Consider the following 16,577-nt stretch of genomic DNA (forward strand, 5'->3'; position numbering starts at 1 on the left):
TATGATCTCTTTAATTGAACAAATTCGCACGGGCTCTATTTGGAACTTCCCAGGCGGTGTGCACCCTGCTGAAAACAAGAAACAGTCGAATACTACTGATATCGTGCATGCAAGGCTTCCTGAAGAAATCGTTCTTCCGGTGAAACAGCACATCGGTAAGCCTGGTAACTTGTTGGTTGCTGTCGGTGATGCCGTACTCAAAGGTCAACAACTGACGGCCTTAGAGACTGGTTTCACTTTGCCAGTACATGCACCAACATCGGGTGTGATTACCGCTATCGAACCACGAACCACCGCTCACCCTTCAGGTTTGAGCGAAATGTGCGTGGTTATTAAACCTGATGGCTTAGACACTTGGATTGAAAAAAATCCAGTTGCAGATTTCTCGACAAAGACTTCTGACGAACTGCTTGATGTAATTCGCCAAGCTGGTATTTCAGGCATGGGCGGCGCAGGCTTCCCTACGGCTAAGAAGCTTCAATCAGGTCTAGGTCGCACTGATATTTTGATCGTCAACGCTGCTGAGTGTGAACCTTACATCACCTCAGATGACAAGTTGCTGCAAGAGCATGCCGAAGAAGTATTGAAAGGCATCGAAGTGGTTGAACACATCCTTCAACCAAAGCTGACGGTTATCGGCATTGAAGACAACAAACCAGATGCGATAAAAGCACTGGAGATTGCTGCGAAAGACAAAGATATCGTCATTCGCGTTATCCCAACCAAATACCCTTCTGGTGGTGAGAAGCAACTTATCAAGATCCTCACCAACAAAGAGGTTCCAGCTGGCGGCATCCCTGCAGACATTGGTGTTTTGGTTCAGAACGTCGGCTCTCTTTACTCGATTAAGCGAGCGGTAATTGACGGCGAACCTGTGGTTAACCGCGTTGTGACATTAACCGGTAAAACCTTTAAGCAACCTCGTAACGTTTGGGCGCTATTAGGCACACCAGTACATGAGTTACTTGAAGAGTTTGGCTACAAAGCAGATAAAAAACTGCCGCGTTTAATTTTGGGCGGCCCGATGATGGGCTTTACCTTGCCGCATGCCAATGTGCCAATCACCAAAACGTCGAACTGTATTTTAGCGCCAACGCGTCGTGAGATCTCACCAAGCACTTACGAGATGGAATGTATTCGTTGCAGCGCGTGTGCTGAAGCTTGTCCTGCATCTCTACTTCCTCAACAACTGCAATGGCATGCGAAAGCCAACGAGTTGGATAAGTGTGAAGAGCTGAATATTAAAGACTGTATTGAATGTGGTGCTTGTGCGTTTGTCTGCCCTAGTGAAATCCCTCTTGTTCAGTACTATCGCCAAGCGAAAGCCGAAATCAAAACAAGAAAAGATGAAGCGACAGCTGCAGAGCGCGCCAAGATTCGTTTCGAAGAGAAAAACGCGCGTATGGAGCGTGATAAAGCAGAACGTGAAAACCGCTTCAAGAAAGCTGCTGACAACCGTCGTAAAGATATGAAATCAGCCGATGGTGATGATGCGATTGCAGCTGCGATTGCTCGCGTTAAAGCTCAAAAAACAACAGTAGACCAAACACCTAATGCAGAACCAGCAGTGAAACCTGCGGTAGCCGCTGCGATTGCTAAGGCAAAAGCGAAACAAGCTGCAGCTCAAAAAGCAAACGACGCCGGACCTGATAACTCTGAAATGTCTAAGTTACGAGAAGAGCGTAAGAGACAAGCTAGAGAACGTAAGGCACAACAAGCTGCAACGGATAATCCAGCAGAGAACTCTGGCGATACTAAGAAAGATGCTGTCGCTGCGGCTATTGCTCGCGCTAAAGCAAAGAAAGCTCAACAAGCGGAATCAGCGTCTGAAGCTTCAGCTGAAAGTACTGGCGATGCCAAGAAAGATGCTGTCGCTGCGGCTATTGCTCGCGCTAAAGCCAAGAAAGCACAACAAACAGAAACAGCTTCTGAGGTTCCGGTTGAAAAATCAGGTGACTCTAAGAAAGACGCAGTCGCTGCCGCTATTGCTCGCGCTAAAGCCAAGAAAGCTCAACAAGCGAAATCAGCTACTCAAACCGAAAGTGAAGCGCCGGTTAAAAGTTCTGGCGACGCTAAGAAAGACGCAGTCGCTGCAGCAATTGCTCGCGCTAAAGCGAAGAAAGCACAACAAGCAGAATCAGCTGCTCAAACCGAAAGTGAAGCTCCAGCTAAAAGCTCTGGCGATGCCAAGAAAGATGCTGTCGCTGCGGCCATTGCTCGCGCTAAAGCCAAGAAAGCTCAACAAGCGGAGTCAGCTACTCTAACCGAAAGTGAAGCTCCGGTTGAAAGCTCTGGCGATGCCAAGAAAGATGCAGTCGCTGCGGCTATTGCTCGTGCTAAAGCCAAGAAAGCTCAACCAGCAGAATCAGCTACTCAAACCGAAAGTGAAGTACCGGTTAAAAGTTCTGGCGATGCTAAGAAAGATGCTGTCGCTGCGGCCATTGCTCGCGCTAAAGCCAAGAAAGCTCAACAAGCGGAGTCAGCTACTCTAACCGAAAGTGAAGCTCCGGTTGAAAGCTCTGGCGATGCCAAGAAAGATGCAGTCGCTGCGGCTATTGCTCGTGCTAAAGCAAGAAAGGCGCAGCAAGCTAAACAGGTCGAAGCAAAAGCAACCGATCCTGAACCTGTAGTTGAAACTGAAGTGGAAGCTGAGATTCAATCGGAACCAGTCGATCCTAAAAAAGCTGCCGTTGCCGCTGCAATAGCTCGCGCTAAAGCGAAGAAAGCACAGCAAGCTAAGCAGGTCGAAGCAGAAGCAACCGCTCCTGAAGCTGTAGTTGAAATTGAAATTGAAGTGGAAGCTGAGATTCGATCAGAACCAGTCGATCCTAAAAAAGCAGCAGTTGCTGCAGCGATTGCTCGTGCTAAAGCAAGAAAGGCGCAGCAAGAGCAAGACAAAAAGAATAATGAGGAGAAAGAGTAGTGGCCTTCTTTATCGCCAGCTCACCGCACGCGCACAATCGTAGAAGCACCCCTGATCTCATGAAATGGGTCGCTATTTGTGCATTGCCAGGTCTACTAGCTCAAACCTACTTCTTTGGATGGGGCACGCTCATCCAGTTAGTATTTGCTATTGCACTTGCTGTTACCTTTGAAGCCGCTGTAATGCTGCTAAGAAAACGTCCGCCAGTGATGGCATTACGTGATTACAGCGCTGTTGTGACCGCTTGGCTACTCAGTGTCGCGATTCCCCCACACTCTCCGTGGTGGATTCTAGTTATAGGTATGTTCTTCGCTATTGTCATCGCTAAGCACCTATATGGCGGCCTTGGACAAAATCCATTTAATCCAGCGATGGTTGCTTACGTTGTTTTGCTGATCTCATTCCCAGTTCAAATGACCAGTTGGAATGCGCCGACCAGCTTAACCGCTGAAGCAACAAGCTTTGTTGACTCCTTCTTGATGATCTTTACGGGTTTCAATAATGAAGGTTTATCTCTACAACAAGCTCGTCTTGGTATTGATGGCACCACTATGGCGACGCCACTCGATGCCTTCAAAACCGCATTAACGGCAGGTAACACAGCTTCTGAAGCTCTGTCTCAACCTCAATTCAGCTGGTTAGCTGGCGTGGGTTGGGAATGGGTAAACCTTGCTTACCTTGTTGGTGGCCTAGTGTTGATTAAGCAACGTGTGATTCAATGGCATATTCCGGTAGCTTTCATCGGCAGCCTTGCGCTGTTTAGCCTGGTATTCTTAATCTTAACGCCAGGTGAAACCGCTTCGCCAACCATTCACCTATTGTCTGGCGCAACCATGCTTGGTGCATTCTTCATTGCAACCGATCCGGTTTCCGCCTCGACGACAGTGAAAGGTCGCTTAGTATTTGGTGCGCTGATCGGTGGTCTAGTCTTTATCATCCGCAGCTGGGGCGGCTTCCCTGATGGCGTAGCGTTTGCTGTATTGTTAGCCAACATGTGTGTTCCACTGATTGACTACTACACCAAACCTCGTACATACGGCCACTAAGGAAGCAGATGCTATGCTAAATGCAATTAAGAAAAACGGTCTTGTACTTGCGATTTTTGCCTGCGCTTCGACAGGTTTGGTGGCCGTTACTCACTACCTGACCAAAGATCAGATCAAACAGCAAGAACAGGCTCAGTTACTGTCTGTGCTTAACCAAGTGATCCCGCACAATCTTCATGACAACGAGCTGTTTTCAGCTTGTACTTTGGTGGAAGCTGAGGATCTTGGAACAGAACAAGCAATGCCAGCTTATATTGCTACACTCAACGGTGAACCTAGCGCGATTGCGATCGAAGCCATTGCTCCTGATGGCTACAATGGTGCAATAAAAGTAATTGTTGGGATGAAAATTGACGGTACCATTTTGGGTACACGTGTGCTTTCCCACAGGGAAACTCCGGGGTTAGGCGATAAGATAGACCTTCGAGTGAGTGATTGGATACTCTCTTTTGCAGGTAAACAAGTAACCGAGTCAAATCTTGATCGTTGGAAGGTTCGTAAAGATGGTGGTGATTTCGACCAGTTTACTGGCGCGACCATCACACCAAGAGCTGTCGTTAAGTCCGTCAAACAGGCGGTTCAATACGTTAACCAAAACAACCAAGCATTGCTTGCTCAACCTCTAAATTGTGGTGGTGAATAATGAGTGACCATAAAACACTGATTAAAAATGGCATGTGGGCCAACAACCCAGCTCTAGTTCAGCTTCTTGGGTTGTGTCCGCTGTTAGCTGTCTCTTCGACAGTGACGAACGCACTTGGCTTAGGTATTGCTACCTTGCTTGTATTGGTCGGTTCGAACGTTTCTGTCTCTTTGGTTCGCAACCATGTGCCAAAAGAAGTGCGTATTCCAGTATTCGTGATGATCATTGCATCACTGGTAACCTGTGTTCAACTACTGATGAATGCCTACGCATACGGGCTTTACCTATCTTTGGGTATCTTCATCCCACTGATCGTAACCAACTGTATCATCATTGGCAGAGCTGAAGCCTTCGCGTCTAAAAACGAAGTTTTACCTGCTGCTCAAGATGGTTTCTGGATGGGCCTTGGCATGACATCGGTACTGGTTGTATTGGGTGCGATGCGTGAGGTTATTGGTAACGGAACCCTATTTGATGGCGCAGACTTGCTCCTTGGTGACTGGGCTTCTGTGTTACGAATCCAGATATTCCAATTTGATAACAGCTTCTTGTTAGCCCTGCTTCCACCAGGTGCCTTTATTGGTGTTGGTTTCTTGATTGCTTTGAAAAACATCATCGACAACCAAGCTAAAGCTAGACAGCCCAAACAAGAAAAACCAGCTATTGAACGCGCTCGCGTTACCAATGCCTGATAAGTTACAGTTGCTTAAACCCTGCTGAGTAGCTCAACCGCTCAGCAGGTAAATAGATTAACCAAGTACACATAATAATGACGCTCATAAGAGCGCGTAACCGATGATAAAGCCTGAACCATTGCGGAACTTGTTATTTTAAAACGAGTAAGTTTGAAAGAACTTCGCTGGAACTCAAGCCCTAACTATTTGAAAGTAATGTCGCTATGAACAATGTAAAACGAGTAGAAATACTTGAGCGTTTAAGAGAAAACAATCCAAAGCCAGAAACTGAGCTTAACTGGAACAGCCCTTTCGAGTTGCTGATCGCCGTGCTCTTATCTGCGCAGGCAACCGATGTCAGCGTCAACAAAGCCACTGATAAGCTTTACCCTATGGCTAATACTCCACAGGCTATTTTCGACCTAGGTGTCGACGGCCTGAAAGAGTACATCAAAACCATCGGCCTGTTTAATTCAAAAGCTGAGAACACGATTAAAACGTGTCGTATGCTACTTGACCTACACAATGGTGAAGTTCCGGAAGATCGCGCGGCATTAGAAGCCCTTCCTGGCGTTGGCCGTAAGACTGCCAACGTAGTGTTGAACACCGCTTTCGGTTGGCCGACTATTGCCGTTGATACTCACATCTACCGCGTATCAAACCGCACTAAGTTAGCAATGGGTAAAACGGTCGACGATGTTGAAGCCAAGCTGCTCAAAGTTATTCCCAAAGAATTCAAACTGGATGTCCACCATTGGCTCATTCTTCATGGACGTTACACCTGTGTTGCGCGTAAACCACGCTGTGGCAGCTGTATCATTGAAGACCTATGTGAGTACTCTCCACCAAAAAAAACGTAAAGAGCTAACGTACGATAAAGATAGGGATTCCAGTTGGAATCCTTTTTTTTGCTTTACAAATATAAAAAAAGCACATATGGTGTAATTATGTGTAACTGATAACGAGCTTTGTAATGATTGGTTTAAGTGAAAGTATTCAAGTTAGGATATACAAAGATATAAATAACGCTTCTTTTCCCGTAGTTGTTCGGGGGAGTGGTCTACCTTGCTGCTTGCACCTTAACGCTTATCTCAATGGCAATCATAAGTCCCCATTTTCAAAGGGGAAATCAAAACAGTTACCATCATTCTACACTCGAAAGAAATATGCTTATGAGTTGAAGTTTTTGTACTGCTTCTTCATGCAAAAGAACATTGACCTTGTCGAGCGTGTAGCAAGTGGCTCTTTTCTATCTATCGAGGAAATAGACGGTTATATTCGTGCTTGTAAATTCTATGTGGACACTGAGGATGAGAGCGAAAGCGGCACTGTAGTTAGCCTTACCGATAAAAGAATTAGGGATGCAATCCATGCGACATCCAACAGTCAACCAGAAGTATCAGCGCATACTTTTCATCAACGCCTCAACCGTCTTAAAGCCTACATTGAATTTTTATATGTGTGCCATCACTACGATAAAGCTGAGACTGAACAGCAAATCTCCACGGATGACCAATTTAATAAATTCAAACTCTACATCAGTACAGCAATTTCTAGCTCCCGAAAAGACAATACCATCACAAAAGATCCCCTTGAATCGGTCATTCCATCCGATAAATTTTTTAATTTATTAGAGGTTATTCAAGAACGTTCTTCAAACAACCCCTTCAAGTCGAGCAAGCTTCGAAATCAAATTATCACCCAGATATTGATTGATACAGGTGTTCGTGTTGGGGCTGTCTTGAAATTGAAAGTGAGTGATTTAGTGGACGATTGGGACAATCCTAGGTTCCTGCTCACCCGAACCCCCGATGACCCTACGGACACAAGGCGTCTTCCCGCTGCAAACAAAACAAAAGCATTATCTGTTTCAATCTCTCACGATTTAATGAAGCTGATTAAGCTCTACATCGAAACAGTGCGCAAAAGTACACCAAACTCTCATGAACATGATTTCGTTTTCATCTCAGAAAAAGGAAGAACTATCGGAAAGCCAATGTCTTACAACGCAATTCACAAAGTCATTAAGACGATTGGAGATTGTGTTGGGATAGCACTACATCCACATCTACTTCGTCATAAGTGGAATGAAATCTTTGAAAACAAAGCCAAAGCCAAAGGGTTCTCACCGGATAAAATCGAAGACCTTCGCAAATATGCGATGGGTTGGGTAGAAGATTCAAAAATGGCATCAGTCTACAACGAGTTCCAGTTAGCCATGACGGTAGCTGAAATTTCATCCAAGAACTTGAGCCAATCCGTACCCAACCTGAGAGGTAGCAAATGAACAGCGCTGAACTTAAAAGCTTAAAAAAAAGCTATGAAGGTAAACGAACTTTTCAATCAAAAGAAACGGGTTACGAGTTTGATCTCTTTTCTGATGAATGGTTGCTTGGCTACAAGAAGCTGCTTAACCTTGGCTGGATGAATGCGTTAGATAGCGAAGCCTTTCTCGACCTACGACTGGCTATCGCGCACGCTGCCAAACATTATGCTTATTCAAGCATAAATGGGTATGTCAGCACCTTAAAAACCATTTGCGATTACTTAGAGCCAACGACTTTTGAGGCGTGGTGGTTAACACTCACGGACTATAAAAAGAAAGTAAAAAATACCCTATACGCATTTAACAAACGAAGTCATGAGTACAGCAGCAATCTTCTTACTCCGCTCTATGACCTCGTTAAGAATGAGAATTTAGGCAGACAAGATGGCTCAAAAAATATCCTTGATGAAACAACGGGGGCTTACAGTGAAATCGAACGTGATAACCTTCTTGAATCACTAAGAATTGAAACCCTCCATGCACTCAGCAGTGAGATTGCAACAGCAAAGCCTTTCACTCGCCTAAGAAACGTTCTGGCTTGTCAGTTGATGGTGGCCATTGTCAGAAGACCTACGCAACTGGTTAAAATTAAATGGTGTGACCTTTTGCGTGTGGGTCAAACATTTAAGTCGCACAAAGAAAGCAACCGTGATTGGCAGCCTTTAACACAGCATCATTTTTCTGATGTAGAGCAATTGCACCTACGAACCTTCAAAGGTAAAAATGGAGCGTTTAGAGTCGATGCCGAGTCACGTTCTCATCGCCTGGAGCCAAATCTGTCTGAATTGTTGCTTCAGTATTACCAAATGTACGAAACCTTCCTCTGCGCTTCATTGAGCAAGAGCGGCGTTGTCCTCTCTGAGAGTGAAACAAAAGAGCTGATGCAACGACTTCCCTTGTTTCCAGACCAAAGCTTATTCTCGGTAGGATTTGATACCAAGGAGAGTCTCTTTCAATCCGTGAGCGATACATCAGAGGCTTTCCACCTATCTTCGGTTGCTCTTGCCCATAATATAGCTTACCTCTTCAATAAAAAATTAAGTATTAAAAGTGACCGAATAGCGCATAAGCCCCTTGCATTTAAAAACAATCGCTGGCGTCATACCCAGTTAACCCTCGCCGCTTGGATGGGGTTAAGCCCTGCGCAAGTTGCTGCCATTACAGGTGTCACGGTAGAGGCAATACAAGATTACCTTGATTTAAAAGCGCCTGAACGAGTCAAAATTGACGAAGCCTTTGCGGGTAACAGTGTCATCCAACGTTTTGATAGCGTATCTTCGAAAGAATTACAGCAACACGCTGACTTTAAAGTGAAAAGCCCATTTAATGAAGAGATGGGGCACAAGCTTAACCCAGCCAACTGCTCAAGCTGTCAATCAAAGGGAGCCGCCCCAATGGGGTGCTATCCCTGTGATAACTTTCGACCTTTGGAAACCACAAACCATCAGCAATATTTAGATAAGGCAGAGCGTAAACTGGCGATTAATAGTCAATCAGGCCACCCCGCTACGGTTAAACGACTGCAAACCATTATTCTCTATATCAAAGTGACAATTATGCTGTGCGAAGAACGAAAAACCATGAAGGTGGGAGAGTGCAAATGAGTCAGATTAACCGCTATATTGATAATCAACACACTTACATCGCCAAAAAGAAAGCGCAGCCTCTGATTGGATTTACCAACGCTCAAGGTGAGCCTGCATCATGGGAGGATATTGCTGTCACGTTTACCGACAGTGACGACAGAACCCAGAATATTTTGTTTTGTAATCTAAATAGAAAGATGCCAAAAGTGGGAACACACTTCACGGATGAGGATCGATTAGCACCTGAAATGTATGACTTATTATTTACCTATGCACTTGATATATTGAAAGAAAACACATCTACAGTCAATAAAACAGCAAAAATCACAGCCGCAAGAGTCTTCCTTTGCCACCTAAATGAGAATATCGCGACCGCCACCCTTGAAAGGATTCAATCTGCCATCAACCTGATGACATACAGCACTAACTTAACAGCTTTTATCAACTGGCTTCGTCAACATAAAATGCTCGCGAAAAGCTGTCAGCCCGACATCAATACTAACGCTGAAACACTTCGCTCTAAAAGTGGCGATGATGCATTGCAAGCGGAACAAAACAAGCTTCCGTCGGAAAACGCATTACTGGCGCTCGGGGCTATCTTCTATGATGTTATTCCAGCCTATCAGGATGGTGACAAGGAAGGTGCTGAGGCTTGGCAACCCCTTTTATTACCAATGCAAAAGCAGCGAGACAGCTTTAGTTGCACCATGGCAGCACTTGGCATGGCTTCACCCAATCGAATTGGCGCAGAGCAAGTGCTTTTAACAGTGCAACGCATAAAGCCTCATACACAAGTTGTCGATGGCAAGAAAAAAACGGTGCATTACCTCAACTGGCGAGGCTCGAAGGGGTACAAGGATAATGCCAACCACATTAATGCAGAAATGGTCGATAGCTTAGACAGAGCGTTGCACTACACTATTCTCGCTACAGAGCCTGCAAGAGCGCTGGCTCGGTTCTATCGAAAGCCGAACCGCCCTCTGAAAGAAGTGCTCGGTGAATTCAAGCCCAGTGATGAGAATATTGCCCTGCTTAAGCCTTCCATGAGCAAGTCAACCAACCTATTACACCTTGGTTTGCTGCTGGGCTTTTTTGACGGTAGTGACAAATGTGCTCGCGTCACGGCTGATACGAAGGGGGCAATAGATAGAACATATAAACCGCATCATCCAAAGTTCATCAAGCCCATTGCACAGCTCGAAGCCTTCGACACACTGGTGTTTAAAAGTAATTGCCCTTACTCTCAAGCCCTTACAGGATGTAATTTTACAATGCAGCGTCAATACGATAAGTACACAGCAGGCAAGCAAGAACTCACCGTGGCAGAATTTCAGAATCACACCATCGAGATGAATCAATCTCACCTAAAAGGTTACAATAAAAACCAAACTAGGTATGTCAATTTTGAGAACTCACTATTTGCCTACACACAAAAGCAGCTTGGCGGCAAAGCGGCACACCCTTTCTTTTTAGTGCCTATCAGTTCGCTAAGTGGCCTCTTTTCTAGTGACCTAATAAAAGTCAACAAAAATCGGCTTACGCTCTTTGAGCGACACGGCTTCTCATCCAACTTTTTGCTCAAGCCGCACCAACTGCGTCATTGGCAAAATGATCTTCTGGCTAAAAAAGGACTGCCTCACCACCTTATTTCTATGTTGTCAGGCCGAAAAAGCGCCGAGCAAACACTGACCTATATCCATACCACTGACGCTCAGAACGCTTCTGTCATTGGGGACATCTCTTACTCTAATGAACCAGAAAGCGAGATCGAAAATAAGCTAAAGCTTCGTATTGCGACCATGGATCAATTTAATAAGGCAATCGACAATGAAACACCGACTTTTGTCCATGAAACAGGCTTTTGCGATCAAAACCTTGCCCTCTCACCCTGTACTTATATGTCGGAGTTTGAGACGCAATGTGCGTTATGCTCATCTTCTTGTCATGTAACCCATGATAGGGAGGCAATAGACTTACTCCAAAAGGATTTGAAAGTGCAAACGCACAACTTGGAGAGGATTCAAGCGTCTATCAACTTTGAAACAAGTGAAGGGCAGCACAAGTGGTACAAAACCTATTATCGCAATACTTGCATGCTAAAAAAACTCATTGAAGTGCTGTCCGATGAGGCAATAGAAGAAGGTCGTATGGTGCGCTTGCTAGCTCGCTCAAACAGCATAAGAATCACTAACTTAGAGACCCAAACGGTGGAAGAGCAAAAGTTAGCGTTGCCTGATGCCGAGCAAGCCCTGCAAGCTGCTATTGAGGCAAAAAACGACAAAAACCAAGATGAAGCAACGGATAATTTCTTAGGCTTTCTGGACTCACTCTAGGGTAAACAATATGGCACTTAAATCACTAGAAACCGACCAACAAATTTCCATACAGGCCCTTATTCGAAGCTGGGAAGGCAAGTTAACATGGGATTTATTAGTCACAAAAGTAGAATCCAGCTTAGGTATTGCAACCACGAGGCAAACGCTCGACAAGTACGCCAATATCAAGCACGAGTACAAACAGAAAAAGCAAGCCTTAAGGGGCAAGCCTGTTTCGCCTGAAAACAAGGAATTGCTTACTTACTTGCAAAAAGACGTGGATTTAGCAGAAAAGGTGATACAGCTGGAAGCGCAACTTACGGTCGCACAGTCAGAGATTGGTAAGCTTCAGGCTTTCATTCAAAAGTTATCCAGCATAGGCAAAACTAACCCAAGTGTCATGGATGTGTTTCAAAAGACCTTACAAGACGTTGAGCGCAGCAATAAGTAGAAATAGAGCTAAACCTCGAATTACGATATAGCGAGAGATAACATGGCAAGTGGTCAGCAGAAAGCACAGCAAAACTTGGAAGCATTTGAAGTGTGGAAAGCCACACAGACGGACGATGACTTTAAGCAAATCATGTTCCGAGGTCAGCTTAATCGAAACGAGGTGGCAAAGGGCATCGGCTGTGGAAAATCGGCGTTAAACCAAAACCCTGCCCTCAAAGAAGCGCTCAAAGCCTTAGAAGATAAACTGCGCGGCAAAGGTGTCCTGCCACCGTTGAGCGACGCTGCCAACAAAAATGAGGGCAAACCTCAAGCCTACGACAACACAGCAAATCGAAAGCTGCTCGATTCAAAACGGGTGTCGTCATTAGAAGCTGAGAACATTGAATTGAAAGCCAAGGTCAAGGAGCTTGAAAAGCGACTTGAGCGCTTTGGTGAGCTATCTGAAACTTTATCCGAAATGGGGTTGATGCCACGATGAATAGCGCTTTGCATGAAGACCAAATGCGTGTCACCAGTATCCCTTATCGCTCGAACAAGATGGTGATATTCAGCGGTGTACCGCTGGCGAAAGACTCTTACAAAACTAATAGTGGGAAGTATTACGTCACTATCAAAGCCGACCCCGATAGTATCCCTGTGCTTCCAACGCTGGGTCAGCACTGGTCAGTCAAAGGCGCTCGCCAGATAAAAAATATGGAGATGGGTGATTATGTCATGCAGCAGCACACGTATGAATCACCCAAGCATGTTGAATGCATGCTGCCCGAAACTGGCGAACAACTCATTCGTTTTATCGCAAGAGAAACTGACTTTAAAGGTATTGGTGAAAGCAAAGCTAGGGCGCTCTGGCAGCTCTTAGGTAAAGACTTCCATGCCACACTGCAAAATGACATCCCAGACTCTAGAAAGCGTCTAACATCGATTCTGAGTGACGATTCAGTGGAAGCGCTCTTTAAGGGGTACGCCAAATATAAAAATCTGGCACATTGCAACTGGATGAGTGAGCAAAACATCCCCGCCAGTGTGCAGCAACGGCTGCTCAAGCATCACGGTGAAGCCTCTATAGAGGTAATTAAGGATAATCCTTATGCTTTGATGGGCTTTGGTCTTTCGTTCAGTGCCATTGAAGATATTATCAAGGCAACGGATTTTAAGAGCGATGTTGCGAAGGATGACCCAAGAAGGCTCAGCGCGGCTCTGGAAATGGCGATTCGCAAGGAGATTGAAAAAGGTCACACCTATACCACTCATGCCAATGTGCGCCCTTACCTCAACAAACTATTGAAAGACAAAACACTGGTCACTCAGTCGTTCCAATCCGGCCATGATAAAGCTCAGTATATTTTAAATCCCGACACAGGAGCCTACCACCCAACGGCGCAACTTCTGATGGAAAGTGTCGTTGCCAAACGGCTTAATGCACTGACTAAGCGAAATGACTTATTTGATGAAAACGCCAATGCTGCCTATTGCTCTGCGGCTGCGGAACTGCCCTATGACTTAACCTCCAAGCAAATCGAGGCCGCAATAACATGCCTGGACAACTCTGTAAGCTGCATTACTGGCGGTGCTGGGACTGGCAAGACAACGGTACTTAGAACGGCTCTCAGGGCTTACCGTCAACTCGGCTTTGAGATACACGCGGTTGCGCTCAGTGGTCGCGCTGCAATGAGGCTACATGAGTCAATCGGCTTTATCACTTCAACTATTGCTAAGTTACTTCGTAAGGAACCGATTGAGCCAAGTGTTGAGCAGCCGAATCATCTACTGGTGATTGATGAAGCGAGCATGATTGACTTGCCGACGATGTATCGCCTTGTGAATCACATTCATCCCTCTGTACGATTGATATTCACTGGCGACCCGGACCAACTACCACCGATCGGCTGTGGTAAGGTACTGGCAGATATCGTTAAAGCAAAAACGGTGGCTAATACGATGCTGGATATCGTCAAGAGACAGGAAGGTTCAACGGGTATCCCTGAATACTCAATGCTCATCAATCAAGGTGTGATACCTGATCAATTAAGCACGGGGACAATACACTTTCACGAAACCAGCACAACAGACATTGCCAAAGTCTGTTGTGAGCTTTACCAAGAGTCCCCTGAAAGCAGTCGTGTCATGGCTCCAACCAAGGCGCTCGTATCAGAAATTAATAAACTCACCCAACAAGCGGTCAATCCAAACAGCGATAGCCTTGAATTCGAAATCAATGGCGACAAGTTCTTTCTACCACTTAGCTTGAATGATGCGGTTTTATTCACGCAGAATCATTACGAGAAAGGCATTCAGAACGGCTCTCTTGGCACTCTAACCAGCGTCAAGCCTTCTGGTGACAGTTACGGTGAAGTAACACTGGATACGGGTGAAAAGGTCGAGGTAACACAAACCGTTCTAGACTGCATGGAGTTGGGTTATGCAATCACCTTGCACAAAGCTCAAGGATCACAGTTCCCGCGCATCATTATCGCCCTGCAAAAAGGAAGAATAGTTGATAGAGCTTGGCTCTATACTGCAATTACGAGGGCTGAAAGTGAAATTCATATTGTCGGTAGTAGCAAGGAAATGAAGCAGATTACCGAAGCACTTAGCCACTCTCATAAGAGGAACAGTTACCTGGAAAAGCTGTTGCAGTAGTATTTTGTTGCAGTAGGTATTTGTGATTACCGAGGGAGGTTGACGGTCTAAATACCGAAGGATTCTGTCGCTGCTCTATTCATAGTAGTCCACTATTGCAGATTAGTTTCTATTCGATAATTGATTCCTCGGCACGTGCCTCCCGTAACTCTCTTGTATTCAGCTTTTCTTCAAGCCAGATGTTCCTTACTGTTGAGTGACTAATCGAGATGTTAAAACGCTTTCTCATCTCACCACTTATCCTAATAGAGGTTAGGTGAGGCGATTTGAGTGTTAATGAGATGACGATATTTCGAGTCTTTTCATCGATGCGATTATTGTTGTGTGATTGACCATACAGACGTTTCAAAGCAAGTGGGCCATGGGCTTCAAGCAATTGACGGTTGTTGTGAATGCTTTTGACAGAACAACCGCTTTGTCGGGCCGCTTCTCTAACATTCCCTAACTCATTGGCAAGCTCTATAGCCTCGATCTTTTTCTGAACCTCTTCTCCGTATTCTTTCCTAGAGCTAGGCTCAGTAAGCTCTTTAATCGATAACTCTCGGTCAGCAAAGTAAGCCGTAAAACCACCATCAAGTTGCTTACGTAATTCGACTTGTTGACTCACGATAGAGTGCCGTAATGGGGAGGTGATTTGATACATTGCGTTGGCGTAACTGAAGGTATGATCTCGACGGATTTTTCGATATTCTTTTTGAATACATATCGCGTCAATGTTGAGGTACTTCGGAACGGGTGTATGCTCAGAGCGCATTAATTTGGCGTTGACTGTGAGGGTCGTTGCCCAATACTCAGGGATGAAGGTATTTTGTAGGTAGTTATTTGCACTGATCATATCAGTAACCCCAGCCAGCCTTAACTCAGGGACTAGACGATCTTGGAACGTATCAAAGGCACGTTCGATGCGACCCTTGCCTTGAGGCGAATTGGCAAAAATAATTTCTATACCCAGCTCTTCACAGGCTCGTTGCATCTGGGAGAAGTGGCAACGTTTTGGTCCACCGAAGATGCCAGCTCTATCGACATACAGAGTCTTAAAAAGACCTTTTTTCTTGATATAAGTTTTCATTACTTTGAGGCATCCTTCGGTGGTTTCTGAAGGAAAAAACTCCGCATGAACCTCACTGGTTGCATCATCAATCATGGCGATAAGACAGGATTTTTTATCACCGAACCAAAGGTGCGGACTGCCGTCCATTTGCAGCATTAAGCCTTCGGCTTCCATACGCTCACGTCGTCTTCTTACCTTAGAACGTCGATGTTTGGCTCGTTTTACATGATGGATTTCATGTGCCCAGGTACGAAGCGTCTCCCGTTTTACTTTGATACCTTCAAATACCTCTAACATATCGGCGAGATGAAGCATGTTAAAGTCGTAATACTTGGTCTTTATAAGAGCTTGAACTTGTTGCTTTAAGGTAATGGGGATTTTATTAGCGGGTGCCCTTCCTGTGTTGCCATGAACCACAAATCGGATACCATCAGAGCGATATCGCCTGAGATAACGTTCGATGGTTCTGCGAGACTTCTTGAGGAGCTTAGAGGCATTAGTAATTGAGATTTTACCGAGAGCAACTTTTGCGATGATATCCACGGTAAGCTGAGATTGAGTATCCATAACGATCATCCTATACACCCCTGACTAATTCGTAGCACTAGTCAAAGGATTACGTAAAAATAGAGACCGTCAATTTCCCTCGGTAATTAAGCGAATGACAAAGTCGCTTGGTAGTTACGATACGACAGAATCGCTTGGTGATCACATTGTTGCAGTAGGTATTTAAAACTCGTTTATGCCCCTTTATGCGTTAGTGCTTTTACTCATTCATATCTAGTTAACGTAAATTTACACTACAAAAAGTTATGCGAATTTCGCTCACTTAGAAATTATGCCCATCTTAGCCGACTAATTCCTTTGAATTGGTGATAAGGTATTGATTTGTGAACAAGTGAGTGAAAGACGGCTATTGA

Annotated in this window: 12 protein-coding genes; 11 read left to right on the forward strand and 1 reads right to left on the reverse strand. The window is 45.1% G+C overall.

Annotated features, from left to right (window positions below):
* The first annotated feature begins 1 nt into the window (after position 1).
* From rsxC to OCU90_RS12185, 11 genes are all read left to right on the forward strand, one after another.
* Entirely contained in the window at positions 2-2,923 is a 2,922-nt protein-coding gene (gene rsxC / locus OCU90_RS12135) for an electron transport complex subunit RsxC (RefSeq protein WP_061021889.1), read from the forward strand.
* Positions 2,923-3,969: an electron transport complex subunit RsxD gene (gene rsxD, locus OCU90_RS12140; protein ID WP_004734042.1), complete on the forward strand. Its 1,047-nt coding sequence runs from the start codon at positions 2,923-2,925 to the stop codon at positions 3,967-3,969. The genes rsxC and rsxD overlap by 1 nt, the downstream gene beginning before the upstream one ends.
* Before the next feature lie 13 nt (positions 3,970-3,982).
* Positions 3,983-4,612, forward strand: coding sequence for an electron transport complex subunit RsxG (gene rsxG, locus OCU90_RS12145; RefSeq protein ID WP_017092700.1), 630 nt, complete (start codon positions 3,983-3,985; stop codon positions 4,610-4,612).
* Positions 4,612-5,304, forward strand: a complete 693-nt coding sequence (locus OCU90_RS12150; RefSeq protein WP_004734044.1) for an electron transport complex subunit E — start codon at positions 4,612-4,614, stop codon at positions 5,302-5,304. The genes rsxG and OCU90_RS12150 overlap by 1 nt, the downstream gene beginning before the upstream one ends.
* 206 nt (positions 5,305-5,510) lie before the next feature.
* Positions 5,511-6,146 carry an endonuclease III gene (gene nth / locus OCU90_RS12155; protein WP_061021891.1) on the forward strand — a complete coding sequence of 212 codons (636 nt, stop codon included), beginning with the start codon at positions 5,511-5,513 and terminating at the stop codon, positions 6,144-6,146.
* Between the two features lie 113 nt (positions 6,147-6,259).
* Positions 6,260-7,573, forward strand: coding sequence for a tyrosine-type recombinase/integrase (locus tag OCU90_RS12160; RefSeq protein WP_061026083.1), 1,314 nt, complete (start codon positions 6,260-6,262; stop codon positions 7,571-7,573).
* Positions 7,570-9,216, forward strand: a complete 1,647-nt coding sequence (locus tag OCU90_RS12165) for a hypothetical protein (RefSeq protein ID WP_061026081.1) — start codon at positions 7,570-7,572, stop codon at positions 9,214-9,216. The genes OCU90_RS12160 and OCU90_RS12165 overlap by 4 nt, the downstream gene beginning before the upstream one ends.
* Positions 9,213-11,531, forward strand: coding sequence for a hypothetical protein (locus OCU90_RS12170; RefSeq protein WP_061026079.1), 2,319 nt, complete (start codon positions 9,213-9,215; stop codon positions 11,529-11,531). Before OCU90_RS12165 ends, OCU90_RS12170 begins: the two co-directional genes overlap by 4 nt.
* Before the next feature lie 10 nt (positions 11,532-11,541).
* The gene (locus tag OCU90_RS12175) at positions 11,542-11,964 is read left to right on the forward strand and encodes a hypothetical protein (RefSeq protein WP_061026077.1); all 423 of its coding nucleotides are present in this window, start codon (positions 11,542-11,544) and stop codon (positions 11,962-11,964) included.
* A gap of 42 nt (positions 11,965-12,006) precedes the next feature.
* A complete protein-coding gene (locus tag OCU90_RS12180; RefSeq protein WP_061026075.1) occupies positions 12,007-12,444 on the forward strand; it encodes a VPA1267 family protein in 438 nt (145 codons plus the stop codon).
* Positions 12,441-14,606, forward strand: coding sequence for an AAA family ATPase (locus OCU90_RS12185; RefSeq protein WP_061026072.1), 2,166 nt, complete (start codon positions 12,441-12,443; stop codon positions 14,604-14,606). Before OCU90_RS12180 ends, OCU90_RS12185 begins: the two co-directional genes overlap by 4 nt.
* Before the next feature lie 109 nt (positions 14,607-14,715).
* Here OCU90_RS12185 and OCU90_RS12190 read toward each other — a convergent pair whose 3' ends face one another.
* Positions 14,716-16,233, reverse strand: a complete 1,518-nt coding sequence (locus OCU90_RS12190) for an ISNCY family transposase (RefSeq protein WP_081090036.1) — start codon at positions 16,231-16,233, stop codon at positions 14,716-14,718.
* Positions 16,234-16,577 lie beyond the last annotated feature (344 nt).

Origin of the sequence: Vibrio splendidus, from assembly GCF_024347615.1 — a bacterium.
In the GTDB taxonomy this organism is placed as follows: domain Bacteria; phylum Pseudomonadota; class Gammaproteobacteria; order Enterobacterales; family Vibrionaceae; genus Vibrio; species Vibrio splendidus.

What these genes read in the sequence shown, in the direction of transcription:
- rsxC (WP_061021889.1), top strand. Translation starts at nt 2, where the DNA reads ATGATCTCTTTAATTGAACAAATTCGCACGGGCTCTATTTGGAACTTC.
- rsxG (WP_017092700.1), top strand. Translation starts at nt 3,983, where the DNA reads ATGCTAAATGCAATTAAGAAAAACGGTCTTGTACTTGCGATTTTTGCC.
- OCU90_RS12150 (WP_004734044.1), top strand. Translation starts at nt 4,612, where the DNA reads ATGAGTGACCATAAAACACTGATTAAAAATGGCATGTGGGCCAACAAC.
- nth (WP_061021891.1), top strand. Translation starts at nt 5,511, where the DNA reads ATGAACAATGTAAAACGAGTAGAAATACTTGAGCGTTTAAGAGAAAAC.
- OCU90_RS12160 (WP_061026083.1), top strand. Translation starts at nt 6,260, where the DNA reads ATGATTGGTTTAAGTGAAAGTATTCAAGTTAGGATATACAAAGATATA.
- OCU90_RS12165 (WP_061026081.1), top strand. Translation starts at nt 7,570, where the DNA reads ATGAACAGCGCTGAACTTAAAAGCTTAAAAAAAAGCTATGAAGGTAAA.
- OCU90_RS12170 (WP_061026079.1), top strand. Translation starts at nt 9,213, where the DNA reads ATGAGTCAGATTAACCGCTATATTGATAATCAACACACTTACATCGCC.
- OCU90_RS12175 (WP_061026077.1), top strand. Translation starts at nt 11,542, where the DNA reads ATGGCACTTAAATCACTAGAAACCGACCAACAAATTTCCATACAGGCC.
- OCU90_RS12180 (WP_061026075.1), top strand. Translation starts at nt 12,007, where the DNA reads ATGGCAAGTGGTCAGCAGAAAGCACAGCAAAACTTGGAAGCATTTGAA.
- OCU90_RS12185 (WP_061026072.1), top strand. Translation starts at nt 12,441, where the DNA reads ATGAATAGCGCTTTGCATGAAGACCAAATGCGTGTCACCAGTATCCCT.
- OCU90_RS12190 (WP_081090036.1), bottom strand. Translation starts at nt 16,233, where the DNA reads ATGATCGTTATGGATACTCAATCTCAGCTTACCGTGGATATCATCGCA.